This is a genomic window from Arthrobacter sp. MSA 4-2 (assembly GCF_016405885.1).
In the GTDB taxonomy this organism is placed as follows: Bacteria; Actinomycetota; Actinomycetes; order Actinomycetales; family Micrococcaceae; genus Arthrobacter_D.
The window spans coordinates 22,053-35,571 of the sequence record NZ_JAEKGC010000016.1; the positions used below are offsets into that span (position 1 = coordinate 22,053).

Sequence of the window (13,519 nt, forward strand, 5' to 3'; positions counted from 1 at the left end):
GTAAACGCCACAAGCCCCGGTGGAAGGAGTTCTTCCACCGGGGCTTGTGCCTCGTTGCCGGGCGCATCGGCGCCCGCAGGTCCACGGGTGCGTATCTGCGCCCCGCCTCAGGCGGCCGTGACGGAGCCGGGCTTGCGGGTCGTGTGGACCGGCTTGTCGGGGACGTGCGCGGGGCGGCGCTTGGCGAACTCCGCCCGCAGTTCGGGGAGGACAAGTTCGCCGAAGAGGTCGAGCTGGTTCAGCACCGTCTTCAGCGGCAGGCCCGCGTGGTCGATGAGGAACAGCTGGCGCTGGTAGTCGCCGAAGTATTCCTGGAACGAGAGAGTCTTTTCGATGACCTCCTGCGGGCTGCCGACCGTCAGCGGAGTCTGGGCCATGAAGTCCTCCATCCGCGGACCGTGGCCGTAGACCGGGGCGTTGTCGAAGAACGGGCGGAACTCCTTGATCGCGTCCTGGGACCTCCGGGCCATGAAGAACTGGCCACCGAGGCCCACGATCGCCTGGTCGGCGGCGCCGTGGCCGTAGTGGGCGTAACGCTCACGGTAGAGCCCGATCAGCTGCTGGTAGTGCTCCTTGGGCCAGAAGATGTTGTTCGCGAAGAACCCGTCGCCGAAGTAGGCGGCGATCTCGGCGACCTCCGGGGTGCGAATGGAACCGTGCCAGACGAAGGGGGCCACGCCGTCGAGCGGGCGCGGGGTTGAGGTGAAGTTGCGCAGCGGGGTGCGGAACTTGCCCTCCCAGTTCACGACGTCGTTGTCCCACAGCTGGCGCAGCAGGTTGTAATTCTCAATGGTGAGCTCGACGCTGTCCTGCTGGTTCTTCCCGAACCAGGGGTAGACCGGCCCCGTGTTGCCGCGCCCAAGGATCAGGTCGACCCGGCCGTCGGCCAGGTGCTGCAGGGTGGCGAAGTCCTCGGCGATCTTCACCGGGTCGTTCGTGGTGATCAGCGTGGTGGACGTCGAGAGCTTGATCCGCTCGGTCTGGGCGGCGATGTAGCCGAGAATCGTCGTCGGGGAGCTGGCGTAGAAGGGCGGGTTGTGGTGCTCGCCGGTGGCATAGACGTCCATGCCGATCTCTTCGACCTTCTTGGCGATGGCGACGGCTGCCTTGATGCGCTCGCCCTCGGCGGGGGTCTTGCCGGTAAGCGGGTTGCGGGTGACATCACTGACTGTGAAAACGCCGATTTCCATGATTTTTCTCCAAAGGGTGGTGCTGGTTTCTGAGGGGGTGGTTTCTGTGCGGCGCGGGCGCCGGAGGGTTCAGGCGGTTCCGCGCGGTGACCGGCGGTTGACGAGCCAGGCCGCGGCGGCCAGGGCCATCACGACGGCGATCACGAGAGTGGTTCCCGTAGTGAGCCCAAGGGGGCCGGTGAGGGCGCCGATCGAGAGGACCGGGATGGCCAGGCCGCTCTGGGCGGCGATGAAGTAGGCCGCGACACTCTTGGCGTGGCTCTCGTGCGGTACAGCGCGCGCGAGCTGGCCCAGGCCTCCCATGAAGGTGAGGCCGGCGCCGAACCCGCCGATGACCGTGCCAAGCCCGAACACTCCGAGGTTTCCGGTGAGGAACCCGGTGAGCACGAGGGCGAGGGCCGCGATCAGCAGGGGAAGCCCGCGGAGGATTGACCACCGGGGATCCTTTCCGCGGAACACGAGCTGGGCGATCACGCCGATCTCAAAGAGGATGAAGGTCGCAAGCCCGGCGATCGCGAGGTTGTGCACGTCGAGGGTCTGCGAGATGAAGCGCGGGGTCAGGCTCGAGAACAGGCCCAGCAGGGTGAACGTCGGAATGACGGCGACCGCCGACCTGCCGTAGATTCCCCGCGCGGAGCGGGGCACTCCGACCCGCGGCGCCCAGTTGATCTTGCCGGCCGTGCGCGGATGGGTTTCGGGAACGAAGAACGTCAGCAGGAACACCAGGGCCACAAGTGCGCCGAAGACGATGAAGATCAGGGCCGTCGGTGCCGGCAGGTACTGGGCGAAGACACCCGCGACGAGCGGGCCAAGGCCTAGGCCGCCCATATTGGCGGCGGTCGAGATCATCGAGGGGAACGCCTTGTTCTTCCCGCGGTACAGCTCGGCCAGGGCGGCCGTCGCGGCGGAAGTCATCAGTCCCACACCGAATCCGCTGAGGAACCGGCCGGCAAGGAGCATCGGCACGTTCCCGGCGAAGAGGAAGAACAGGGTGGAGGCGAGGGTCAGCGCCAGGGCGGCGAAGGCCAGCGGCCTGCGGCCCACCTGGTCGGAGAGGCCCCCGAAGAAGATCAGTGCGAGAAGCGTGCCCAGGACGTAGACGGCGAAGACCGAGGTAGTCGTCCCGGCGCCGAACCCGAACTCATCGCCCCACAGGGTATAGAGGGGGATGGGCAGGGTTCCGCCGGTGGTCATCAGGGCGAAGGTCGCGGCGATGATTGCGAATGAGGCTGGGTGTTTGGTCTGGGGTAGCCGGGCCATGTCAGATGTGCCTTTGGTCGGGTCGGTTTACTGGTGCGGTGTGGAGCAGGACTCGAACGATGAGACCGGAGGCTGCACCTACAAGAGTTGTGAGGATGCCTACCCAGAGGGGCAGGAGGTCAATGCCCAGGAGGGCATCCACGGAGAGGGCGCCCGGACCGGTGAGGCTGAGCGCGCCGGCAATGGTGATGAGCACCAGCGGGTACTCATATCCGTCGTGTTGGACCCATAGGCCGTTGGCGGCTTTGACCGTCAGCGCGACGGTCATCACCCCAATGGCCGCCATGCCCGCAAGCGGGGTAAGGAGACCGGAAGCGAGAAAGAGGCCGGACCCGAGCTGGCCTAGGCCCGCGGCGAGTGCCGTAGAGGCACCGCCGCGGAATCCATCGGCGCGGAACTCGCGGATGCCGCCTTGAAGTCCTGAGCCTCCCAGCCGGAAGGAAATCTTCTGCAGCCCGTGGGCGGCGATCAACAGTCCGATCACCACGCGCAGCAGCAGGATTCCAATATCGGCATTCATGATCCGGTCTCTTTCGTCGTCTTACCTAATTACCTGGGGTGGTCGTCGTGCTTCGGCTGACCGGCCACTGGGCCGGTCAGCCGTGCTGCTTTCGTCGGGTGAATCGTCGATCAGGTGGCCTTCCAGCTGGATGACTCTCAGCCGGGGGGCTGTTTAGCCGGCGTTTCCGCCGATGAAGTCACCGGCGTAGTGCATGCCCAGGCCGTAGGTTCCGCCGTGGGCCTTGACGACCTCGGTGACGGGGATGTAGGTCTCGCTGCGGGCCCAGTCGCGCTGGAGTTCGAGCAGGACCTGGATCCATGTCACGGGGACGGCGCCGGCGCGGGTCATGCGCTCCATGGCGTTGTCGTGGGCTTCCTTGGTGACTCCGCCGGAGGCGTCGGAGACGACGTAGACCTCGTAGCCCTGGCCCAGCGCGGAGAGCGCGGGGAGGACGAGGCAAACCTCGGTCCACAGGCCCGACAGGACGATCTTGGTGCGGCCGGTGGCCTTGATGGCCTCGACGACGCGCTCGTCTTCCCAGGCGTTCATGCTGGAACGGTCGATGATCTCCTGGTCCGGGAACACCGCGGCCAGGTCCGGCAGGATGTTGCCGGAGAAGGACTGCGCGGCCACGGTGGTCAGGATCGTGGGCACGTTGAAGGCCTTGGCGGACTTGGCAAGGCCGACGGTGGCGTTGATGATCGAGGTGCGGTCTCCGCTGCCGACGCCGAAGAACATCTGGGGCTGGTGGTCAACGAAGAGGAACACGCTGTTGTCCGGCGTGAGCAGGTCGTCACTGGGGGTGGCGGTGACGTTGGCGAAATCGATGGTGGTCATTTCTTCTTTTCCTTTGTGCTGGTTCCTGCTGAATGCCGTGCGAATGATTTCGTACAGACTTTTCTTATTCATGGGGGCTTAGTGCGCGTGCGTTTCGAACGCGTTGTCGGCAATGGTGAGGGTGGTGCCGTACCGGGCCGCGCGCCACTGCCTCTGCTGCTCGGACTCGGCTGCCGCCTGGGCGAGCAGTTCGGCCTGGCGGCCTCCGGCCATCGAGGGCTTGGGGGTCGCCTGGTATCCGCCGTAGTGGGCCACCGGGCTCCACAGCGGGGACACCCTGGGCATTTCCTCGTCCTGGCCCTCGTAGTCTCCGGCCGCGTACACGATCCGGCCGCCGACGACGGTGAACAGGGACTCGATGTGCGGAATATCCCGCTCCTCGACGGCGAAGAAGTCGTCCGAGAGGATCGAGAGGTCTCCGTAGAAGCCTTCCCGCAGGACGCCCTTCACGTTGTCCTCGCCCGTGAGCTTGGCACCGGCGACAGTGAACATTTCGAGTGCCTGCTCGCGGCTCACACGGTTCTCGGGCGGGTAGATGAGGGTGTCCCCGACCGTCCGTCCGGAAACCAGCCAGTGCAGGGCAACCCAGGGGTTGTAGGAGGAGACGCGGGTGGCGTCGGTTCCTGCGCCGACGACGAGTCCGCGGTCGAGCATCTTGCGGATCGGCGGGGCTTCGGCTGCCGCGCCGGCGCCGTAGCGCTGGACGAAGGCCTCACCCTGGAAGGACATGCGGTTCTGGATGGAGAGCGCTCCGCCGAGGGCCGCGACCCGGTCGAGGCTTCGGCCGCTGATCGTCTCGGCGTGGTCGAAGATCCACCGGTTGCCGCCGGGGAACAAGCCCTCGGCGGCAAGCTTTTCGAAGACCGCGAGGTCCCGCTCGATGGTCTCGTTGTAGGTGGCGTGGAGGCGGAAGCCCCAGCCGTTCTCCATCATGAGGCGGACGGCCTTCTCGAACTCAACCTCGTAGTCGGGTGAGAGCTCGGGACGCGGTTCGGTGAAGTTCTCGAAGTCGCCGGCGGCCCAGGTGAGGTTCTCACCGGCGCCGTTGAGGCGGAGCCACTCGTCGCCGTCGCCGGGGCGGACCGTCTCGGTCCAGCGGCGGAGATCGTCGACTTCCTGTCCGGCGACCTGCGGGAAGAGGTGGTAGGCGATGCGGAGGGACAGCTTGCCCTCGTTCGCCAGGTCCATCACCGTCCGGTAGTTATCAGGGAAGTTTTGGAACCCACCGGCCGCGTCGATGGCGGAGGTCAGGCCGAACCGGTTCAGTTCCCGCAGGTACTGGCGGGTCGAATCCTTGCGTTCCTCGGGGGGCAGCAGCGGAGCCTTGGCCAGGGTCGAGTAGAGCACCAGTGCGCTTGGAGCGGCGAGGAGGAGTCCTGTGGGCTCGCCGTCCCGCCCGCGGACGATCTGGCCGCCCTTGAAGTCGGGCGTCTCCCTGGAATAGCCCGCGGCCAGAACCGCGGCGCGGTTCAGCAGCGCGGAGGAGTAGAGGTTGAGGATGAACACCGGGGTGTCGGGGGCTGCCGCGTTGAGCTCGGCGAGGGTGGGAAGGCGCTTCTCGGCGAACTGCTCCTTCGTGAAACCGCCAACCACGCGGACCCACTGGCCCTTCGGAGTGCGGGCCGCCTGCTCGCGGAGCATCTGCATCGCCAGCTTCAAGGTGGGCACTCCGTCCCAGCGCAGCTCGAGGACGTAGTTGAGTCCACCTCGGATGACGTGGAGGTGGGAATCGTTGAGTCCGGGAACGACCCGGCGGTTCTGAGCGTCAACGACCTTGGTGTTCGGCCCGGCAACCTTGGCGATATCGGCATCGTCCCCGACGACCGTGACCTTTCCATTCCGGATGGCGACGGCGGTCGCCTGCCGGCGTGCCGGATCACCGGTGAAGATCTTGCCGTTTCGAACAATGAGATCAGCGGGTTCGACCGCATCTGCACGGGGGGCGATCCCGGCTACAGGCATTGTGGGCATATCTGCCCACCTCCAATCGACTTACTAACGTGTTCGCTCGGACCGTGGCGGTCCGGGTGCGGTGTGTACAACTTCGCTTCCATATAATTTATTTCCACGGAAGATGTTTGCCCGCAAACGGGCGGGACGCCGGTCGATCGGGCACGGCTTCCGAGCGGGTCCGGGCAGAAAAAAGACGCAGCCGGGGAGCCCGACTGCGTCTTCTGGAGGAAACGGCTCCGCTTAGCCGATCGGTTTGGACCGCGGCCCAGAAGTGACCTGCCTTACTCGGCCGTCCGAGGGGTCCGTGTCCGGTGCGGAGGCATCAGTGGCCGGTCCTGACGGATCCGCGTCCCGTGCGGAGGGATCTGGTGCTGCCGGGGGTGCGGCGGCCGGAGCCTGAATGTCAACGGTGGATCGCAGCGAGGTTTCCCGAATGAACAGCACGCTGAGCAGGGCTAGGACAGCGATGGCGGCGGTGATCAGGAAGATCAGGGCAGTGCTTTCCCCATAGGCGGCCCGAATGATGTCGCCCACCGGTGCGGGCAGTCCGGCCGGATCGGGCGAACCGCCGGCTGCTCCGGAGGGATCGGAGGGGAGTCCGGCAGCCCGGAGGCCTTCCGCCGTCCGCGCCGCTGTCGAGTTGCCGAGGACGGCCCCCAGAGCGGCGACGCCGGCAGCGCCACCGATGGTGCGGAAGAACGCCACCGATGCGCTGGCGGAGCCTACATCCTTCAGTGACACCGTATTCTGCACGGCGAGCACGAGGTTCTGCATCAGCATTCCGAGGCCCAGCCCGAAGAGGAAGATGAAGCTTCCGACGAACCAGAGGCTGGTGAGCTCGTCGATGGTGCCCGCGAGGGCGAGCCCGAGGATCAGCAGGACCGACCCGCCGACAAGGAAGCGCTTCCACCGCCCGAAGCGGGTGATCAGCTGCCCCGAGGTGACCGAACCGATCAGGTTGCCGGCGATCATGGGGAGCGTCAGCAGGCCGGCGTCGGTAGCGGTGAAGCCGCGTGCCACCTGGTAGTACTGGCCCAGGTAGGTCGTTGAAGCGAACAGAGCGACTCCCACGGCGAGGGAGGCGATGATTGCCAGGGCGGTGGTGCGCTCGGTGATGATCTTCAGGGGGATCACCGGCTCGGCGGCCTTCGACTCCACGAGGACCAGCAGGCCCAGGAGCAGGATGCTGCCGCCGACCATCAGCCCGCTCTGCCAGGAGACCCACCCGAAGGTGTTCTCCTTGCCGACGAAGGAGACCCAGATCAGCAGGGTGCTCACTCCCGCCGTCAGGAGGATCGAGCCAAGCCAGTCAATCGTGACCCGGCGGGCGGTGGAGGAGAGCCGAAGCGTCAGCTGGAGCAGGAAGAGGGCGGTCACTGCCAACGGCACGACGATGAAGAAGGTCCAGCGCCAGCCCAGGGGCGAGTCCACGATAACGCCGCCCAGCAGCGGCCCGGCCGCAGTCGCGGCGGCGATGACCCCGCCGAGGTACCCCGAATAGCGTCCCCGTTCCCTGGGCGAGACCATGGCGCCGATGATCGCCATCGACACGGCGGTCAGACCGCCCATCGCTATACCCTGGATGGCGCGGCCCGCCAGCAGGACCGGGATGGTCGACGCGAATCCCGCAAGCACCGAGCCCGCCACGAAAACGACGATGCTCAGCTGCACCAGGAGCTTCTTGTCGAACAGGTCCGCCAGCTTTCCCCAGAGAGGAGTGGTCACCGCGCCGGCGAGCAGGGCGGCGGTGATGACCCATGCGAAGTCGGTCTGTGAGCCGTTGAGGTCCGCAATGATGGCCGGGAGAGCGTTGGCCACGATGGTGCTGCTGAGGATCGCCGTGAAGAGTCCGGCGAACAGGCCGGTGAGCGCCTGCAGGACCTGCCGCTGGGACATTGCGGCACCTGCCTGCGGCGGCGGGGTGGGGGAGGGAGCTGGGGGAGGTGTCATGGTGCTGCCTTAGATGGGAGTGGGGTGCGCGTTGGGGGCGAGCCGATCAGCCGGCGGCCCGATCGAGGAGTTCTTGGAATGGAACCGGGTCCTGGCCGGTCCGAAAAGTGCGTGGAGAATTGCGGAGTACTCCGCCGAGCTCCCGGGCTGCGCGGTGGATCCGCTGTTCCAAGGGTTGAATTGACGCCTCGCCGGAGCCCCAGTCCTCGGGGGAGGCGTATACGCCGGTGGGGACGACGACCGCCCGGAGGTAAGTGAACAGGGGGCGCATCGCGTGCTCGAGCATCAGGGCATGGCGGGCGCTCCCACCGGTGGCGCCCATCAACACCGGCATCCCCTCCAGTGCAGCGGGGTCCAATACATCGAAGAACGACTTCAGCAGGCCGCTGTAGGAGCCGGAAAAGACAGGACTGACAACGAGAAGGGCGTCGGCGCGGGTCAGACGATCGACGACAGAGGCTAGCGCAGGCGCGGGAAAGCCGGTGAGAAAGTTGTTGGCGATGTCCACGGCGTAGTCCCGCAGTTCCACCGCTTCGACTTCCACGGGCAGGTTGGGGGATGCCAATTCCGCCCGAACCGCATCGGCCAGTTGATCGGCGAGCATCCGGCTGGAGGACGGAACCCCCAGGCCTGCGGACACTGCCAGGATTCTTTGCGTAGTCATTCGAACTCTCCTTTACCTCAATCTTTTATGTTGCCGGGCACATATCTACAACCGGCCCCGCAACGGTTCCATTCCCCGGCATGCCGCCGGTGGACGGGGGAATAGCCGGGCACGTCCGGCAGTTGTGTGGTTGGCAACCTAAATTCGGAACCAGAAACGCCCAACACCCGGCAACGGCCCCGGTGTCGGCGCCCACTAGATGGAGGAATCATGCAGATCGGTATTTTCAGCGTCGGCGACCGCACGGCGGATCCCGCAACGGGCAGGCCTCCGACGGAGCGTGAACGCATTAAGGGAACGGTTGAGATAGCGCTCCGTGCGGAGCAGGCAGGCCTCGATGTGTTTGCGACCGGTGAACACCACATTCCGCCGTATGTCACCTCGTCGCCCACGACGCTCTTGAGCTATATCGCCGCCAAGACCAGTACCCTCCACCTGTCCACCTCGACCACCCTGATCACCACCAACGATCCTGTGAAGGTCGCCGAGGATTACGCCATGCTCCAGCACCTTGCCGACGGCCGCCTCGACCTGATGCTCGGCCGCGGTAACAGCGGGCCCGTCTATGGGTGGTTCGGCAAGGATTCACGCAAGGGTGTCGACCTGGCGATCGAAAACTATGCGCTGCTGCGGAGGCTGTGGGATGAGGACCGGGTGACCTGGAGTGGAAAGTACCGCACGCCGCTGCAGAACTTCACCTCCACTCCCCGCCCGTTGGGCGGTGCCGCACCCTTTGTCTGGCACGGCTCGGTGAAGACTCCCGAGATAGCCGAGCAGGCCGCCTACTACGGCGATGGCTTCTTTGCGAACCACATCTTCGGCCCGCCGCAGCACACTGCCCGGATGGTCGGCCTGTACCGCGAACGGTTCGAGCACTACGGGCATGGACGTGCAGACCAGGCCATCGTGGGCCTTGGAGCGCACGCGTTCATCCGGAAGAACTCCCAGGACGCCGTCCGGGACTTCCAGCCCTACTTCGACAATGCCCCAATGTTCCCGGGGGGCTCGGCCATGGGGGACTACATGGCGCAGACCCCAACCATCGCCGGCAGTCCCCAGCAGGTGATCGAGAAGACTCTGTCTTTCCGGAACTACGCCGGAAATTTCCAGCGCATCCTGTTCGCCCTGGAAATCGGGGGAGTGCCGCTGGAGACCACCCTTGAGCAGATCGACCTGCTCGGGGAGTACGTGGTACCCGAGCTCCGGAAGGAGCTCACCTCGGGCGCGGCCTGAAGGCGTTGATGCTGTGGCCGCAAGTTCTGGTCTTCGACCTGGTTGGGGAATAATCCGCACACCAGATCCGCTATACATGTGGCTGGCAACGTAAACAATCACCGGCACACTCCGACTCGAAGCCATTCCCGGCCCCGCAGGCCTGGGAATATCTCCGAAACCTTATCCGCTATACATGTGGTCGGCAACCTAAATGGAAGCCGCCGCCCTCGATCCACCGCCCCAGCGGCCTAAGGGCCGCAAACTCCGCAGCACCGACACCTAATGATTGGACAAATATCATGACGAGCCTCTGGGATCCCATCTCCTTCGGCAACATCTCGCTGAACCACCGCCTCGCGATGGCTCCGATGACCCGCAGCCGGGCGATCGACGACGGCACGCCCGGGCCGCTGACGGCCGAGTACTACACCCAGCGGGCCTCCCTGGGCCTGCTGATCACGGAAGGTGTCCAGCCTTCGGATGACGGCCAGGGCTACCTGAACACCCCAGGCATCTACACCGACGCCCACGTTGAGGGCTGGCGTGAAGTGACCACCGCCGTGCACGAAGCCGGCGCCTCGATGTTTCTGCAGCTGATGCACGCCGGGCGGATGTCACACCCCGACAACACCCCCCACCACCGCACCGCGGTGGCCCCGTCGGCCATCGCTCCGGGCGTTCCGATGTTCACTCGGACCGGAGCGCAGGACATCCCCACGCCCCGGGAGCTGAGCGTTGAGGAAATTGCCGCCACAGTGCAGGACTTCCGCACCGCGGCCGCGGCCGCCATCCGTGCCGGGGCCGACGGCGTCGAACTCCATGGTGCCAACGGATACCTCCTGCAGCAGTTCTTCGCCCCCAACGCGAATGTGCGCACGGATCAGTACGGGGGATCGATTGAGAACCGCGCCCGCTTTGCCCTCGAGGTCGCCCGCGGCGTTGCCGAGGAGATCGGCGCCGAGCGCACCGGCATCCGCCTCTCCCCGGGCCTGACCCTTGGTGGACTGGATGAGGGCCCCGAGTCGGCCGATCTCTACCGTTACCTCGTCGGTGAACTGGCCAAGCTCGACCTGGCCTACGTGCACGTGCTGCACATCGGCGATGAGGACCTGCTGCGTGACATCCGGGCCGCCTTCCCCAATACGCTGCTGGTGCTGCGTGCCGGACGGGCCCGTGAAGACGTGGCAGTTGACGTTGAGGCCGGGCTGGCCGACATCGCCCCGATTGCTTCCTGGGCCCTTGCCAATCCGGATGTCGTCGAGCGCCTTCGGACGGGTGCTGAGCTCAATGAGGGCAACCCGGCAACGTACTACGGTGGCGGTGCCGCCGGTTACACCGACTACCCCGTGCTGGAACCAGTCGGCAAGTAATCCCAAAGCGGACTCACAGGCGCGGGGGTGCCGGTGGATGCGCATCGATGGGTGGAGGGGCTTCGGCCTCTCCACCCGTTGGTCTTCACCCGTCGGTCCTCCAGCAGGGCATCGTTCCCGGGACCCCTGGGCGGCTAGCGCCTTGGCGGCCAGGTCCTGCCCTCGACGGCCTCCGCCGTCCGGGCACCCCGCCCGGGGGAATGCTAGGGTTGACCCGCTTGGGTGCGGGTGGCCCGGCCTGCTGTGCCGCCCCAGCTCCCGCATTCGGACAACGAACCAAAGGCAGCAATCGTGAAATCCCCGAACGGATCTGTGGAGACCCAGTCCTCCATAGCGAGCGACTTTCCCGCCAGCTGGGCGATCTACAGCCTGGCCCGTTCGCACCGGGCACTGGCCGCGTCAATGCTCGCGGAACTTGGGCTTTTTCCCAGTCAGGAGCTGATCCTGATGCAGCTGTGGGATGAGGATGGCCAGTCCCAGAAGGCCCTTGGCCAGACCCAGCGCTTCGACCATTCCACAATCGCCAAGTCCGTGCGCCGTTTGGAAACCGCGGGCCTGGTCCGGCGGGAAAAATCCAGCGTCGACGGCAGAGTCACCCTCGTCTTCCTCACCGATGCGGGACAGGCTCTCAAGGACCGTACCCTCGGAATCTGGGAAGAACTCGAACGCAAGACCGTGCAGAGCCTCACGGCCGAGGAGCAGGCGCAGCTTGTCGCCCTCGCACGCAAGATCATTCCTGACCTCGAATAGCAGGCAGGACGCTCCCGGCCCGTGACCCCGATCAGCGCGCGCTGGACCCCTCGAGGTCGCCCGGGTATCCCTCACGCATCAGCCCCTGCAGGCGGAATCTTTCTACGCCTGCAGGGGCTGATGCATGGGCGGGACCCGCGGGTTCTGGACGAGTCGATGTCCGCCTCAGGCCGGAGCCGGTTTGGAGCCGCTTCCGGCACCGCGCAGCTACGGGCACTGAACCTTCGCGCCATTGACCTCGACCGGTGCTCCCGATGCCAGGCCCTGGCACTGTTCAGTCAGCTCGATGAAGTTCGGCACGAGTGACATCACAACGAAGGCACCAACCACAAGGATCGCCGTGCCGAGAAGCCCCACGATGATTCCGGCGAGGGCCAGTCCGTTGCCCGTGCCGCTCCTGCGGGCCTTCACCATTGCAACGATGCTGATGATCAGTCCGACCGGGCTGATGAGGAACGCGAGAACGACGCCAGTGATGCTTAGGGCCCTCCCGGAGGAGCGCTGGACGACGCCTCCTTCACCGGGCATCCGATTGCCATTCTTTACTTCAGTGTCGTGAAACTGGTAATTCGACATATTTTCCTAACGGCCGGAGGCGGCATTGTTAATTTTGCGGCGGGGGTATATTTACGAACCGGGCCGCTCTTTCTTTTCCAGCCTATCCCGCCGAACCTCCCGGTAGCCGTCGAAAAGGTGAATATCGTCCTCTGGAAGTAGGAATGTCATCCAAAGTGCTGAGGGCCGCGCGGGCGTGCTGTTTGGATGAGGTGACCGCTGCCACTGCCGGAGGAGTAGGGACGTCGCCGGCCTGCCGATTGGCCCCGTGTCGGCTGACCGGGATCGAGGCAATCATCGGAGCGTGGAACTCCAACCGGAACACGGAACACTGATCTGACCAGAGAATACTGCTCCGAGCCCGAGCGCTGATCCGAACACCTCGAATAGGTGGCACGGAATGCGTGAGAAGTTGGATTTGCTTCTCCAGCCCGCTGATTATTCCAAAAAATGCATTTCCGCCGGCTGGCCGGCAATAGCAATATGTCTCACGATAAGTTCAACTGATGCGACTACCGTGCCCAACAGTGGTCGATGAGGTGATTCCCAGCAGTTATTGCGCCTGCTTTGAATCTGCCAGCTTCTTTTCTCCGACGGGCTCCTTTTGCCGGCATGTTCCTTCTGCCGGCACGTTCCTTCCGTCGCACGTTCCTTCCGCCGCGCCCGCGACCGCCAGCAGCTGGTTCCGCGGCGGACGTGGGGAGCCACCCGGTCATCCGCGGTTTGCTTCCGTGGAATATGCTTGCCCGAAGAAGAATTGCCGGTGGCGGCCCAGCAGGAAAGGTTCGAGATGGAATCCCGCGAAGCGAGCTCTGCACCCGTGCCCAGCGACGAGGAGGTCATTGCCGAGTGGGGCCAGGTGATCCGGGGATTCTCCGTCACCAACAAAAAGCTCCACGTGGCGGTCGCCGCAGCGTTCAACCTTGACGAACCGGAGACCGAAACCATGCTCCGCCTTGGGAGCAGCCCCCTTCGTCGGGTGCCGATGACGGTGTTGGCCCGGGAAGCTGCGTTCAGCTCGGGAGGCTTCACCAAGGTTGCGGACCGGCTGGCCCGCCGCCAGCTCGTTCAGCGTTCGCCGGGTGCGAATGACCGCCGGATCACCTATCTCGAGTTGACCCCTGCGGGCGAGGAGATGGCCGCCGGCCTTCATCGTCTTGTGGCCGACGTCGTGCGCTCTATCTACGTCGATATCCTGGGCGCCGAGCGGGCCGCCGTTGTCGCCTCGGCCATGCGCGACCTCCGGAAGGCCCACCGCGACGTCGCCTGACTG

The 13,519-nt window shown here is 65.4% G+C and carries 12 protein-coding genes; 4 read left to right on the top strand and 8 right to left on the bottom strand.

Annotation, left to right across the window (positions count from 1 at the left end):
- Window positions 1-107: 107 nt before the first annotated feature.
- The 7 genes from I6N91_RS15640 to I6N91_RS15670 all read right to left on the bottom strand — a co-directional run bounded on the left by I6N91_RS15640 (window position 108) and on the right by I6N91_RS15670 (window position 8,356).
- Window positions 108-1,190 carry a CE1758 family FMN-dependent luciferase-like monooxygenase gene (locus tag I6N91_RS15640; RefSeq protein ID WP_198814086.1) on the bottom strand — a complete coding sequence of 361 codons (1,083 nt, stop codon included), beginning with the start codon at window positions 1,188-1,190 and terminating at the stop codon, window positions 108-110.
- Window positions 1,191-1,259: 69 nt separating this feature from the next.
- Window positions 1,260-2,450: an MFS transporter gene (locus I6N91_RS15645; protein ID WP_198814088.1), complete on the bottom strand. Its 1,191-nt coding sequence runs from the start codon at window positions 2,448-2,450 to the stop codon at window positions 1,260-1,262.
- Window position 2,451: 1 nt separating this feature from the next.
- On the bottom strand, window positions 2,452-2,970 hold the full coding sequence (locus I6N91_RS15650) for a DoxX family protein (protein WP_198814089.1): 519 nt from the start codon (window positions 2,968-2,970) through the stop codon (window positions 2,452-2,454).
- Window positions 2,971-3,123: 153 nt separating this feature from the next.
- Complete coding sequence (locus I6N91_RS15655; protein ID WP_198814090.1) at window positions 3,124-3,789, bottom strand: hydrolase; 666 nt, start codon at window positions 3,787-3,789, stop codon at window positions 3,124-3,126.
- Between the two features lie 78 nt (window positions 3,790-3,867).
- Window positions 3,868-5,760, bottom strand: coding sequence for an amidohydrolase (locus I6N91_RS15660; RefSeq protein WP_198814091.1), 1,893 nt, complete (start codon window positions 5,758-5,760; stop codon window positions 3,868-3,870).
- A gap of 222 nt (window positions 5,761-5,982) precedes the next feature.
- Entirely contained in the window at window positions 5,983-7,692 is a 1,710-nt protein-coding gene (locus tag I6N91_RS15665) for an MFS transporter (RefSeq protein ID WP_307843390.1), read from the bottom strand.
- Between the two features lie 46 nt (window positions 7,693-7,738).
- Window positions 7,739-8,356: an FMN reductase gene (locus tag I6N91_RS15670; RefSeq protein ID WP_198814092.1), complete on the bottom strand. Its 618-nt coding sequence runs from the start codon at window positions 8,354-8,356 to the stop codon at window positions 7,739-7,741.
- A 210-nt stretch (window positions 8,357-8,566) separates the two neighbouring features.
- Between I6N91_RS15670 and I6N91_RS15675 the strand changes: the two genes are divergently transcribed.
- The 3 genes from I6N91_RS15675 to I6N91_RS15685 all read left to right on the top strand — a co-directional run bounded on the left by I6N91_RS15675 (window position 8,567) and on the right by I6N91_RS15685 (window position 11,691).
- Window positions 8,567-9,589, top strand: a complete 1,023-nt coding sequence (locus I6N91_RS15675; protein ID WP_198814093.1) for a CE1758 family FMN-dependent luciferase-like monooxygenase — start codon at window positions 8,567-8,569, stop codon at window positions 9,587-9,589.
- A 281-nt stretch (window positions 9,590-9,870) separates the two neighbouring features.
- Window positions 9,871-10,941, top strand: a complete 1,071-nt coding sequence (locus tag I6N91_RS15680; RefSeq protein WP_198814094.1) for an alkene reductase — start codon at window positions 9,871-9,873, stop codon at window positions 10,939-10,941.
- Between the two features lie 291 nt (window positions 10,942-11,232).
- The gene (locus I6N91_RS15685; RefSeq protein WP_198814095.1) at window positions 11,233-11,691 is read left to right on the top strand and encodes a MarR family winged helix-turn-helix transcriptional regulator; all 459 of its coding nucleotides are present in this window, start codon (window positions 11,233-11,235) and stop codon (window positions 11,689-11,691) included.
- Window positions 11,692-11,898: 207 nt separating this feature from the next.
- Here the strand turns inward: I6N91_RS15685 and I6N91_RS15690 are convergent, their stop codons facing one another.
- Window positions 11,899-12,219 carry a DUF4190 domain-containing protein gene (locus tag I6N91_RS15690; RefSeq protein WP_198814097.1) on the bottom strand — a complete coding sequence of 107 codons (321 nt, stop codon included), beginning with the start codon at window positions 12,217-12,219 and terminating at the stop codon, window positions 11,899-11,901.
- 817 nt (window positions 12,220-13,036) lie between these two features.
- Between I6N91_RS15690 and I6N91_RS15695 the strand changes: the two genes are divergently transcribed.
- Entirely contained in the window at window positions 13,037-13,516 is a 480-nt protein-coding gene (locus I6N91_RS15695) for a winged helix DNA-binding protein (RefSeq protein ID WP_198814098.1), read from the top strand.
- The last annotated feature ends 3 nt before the right edge of the window (window positions 13,517-13,519 follow it).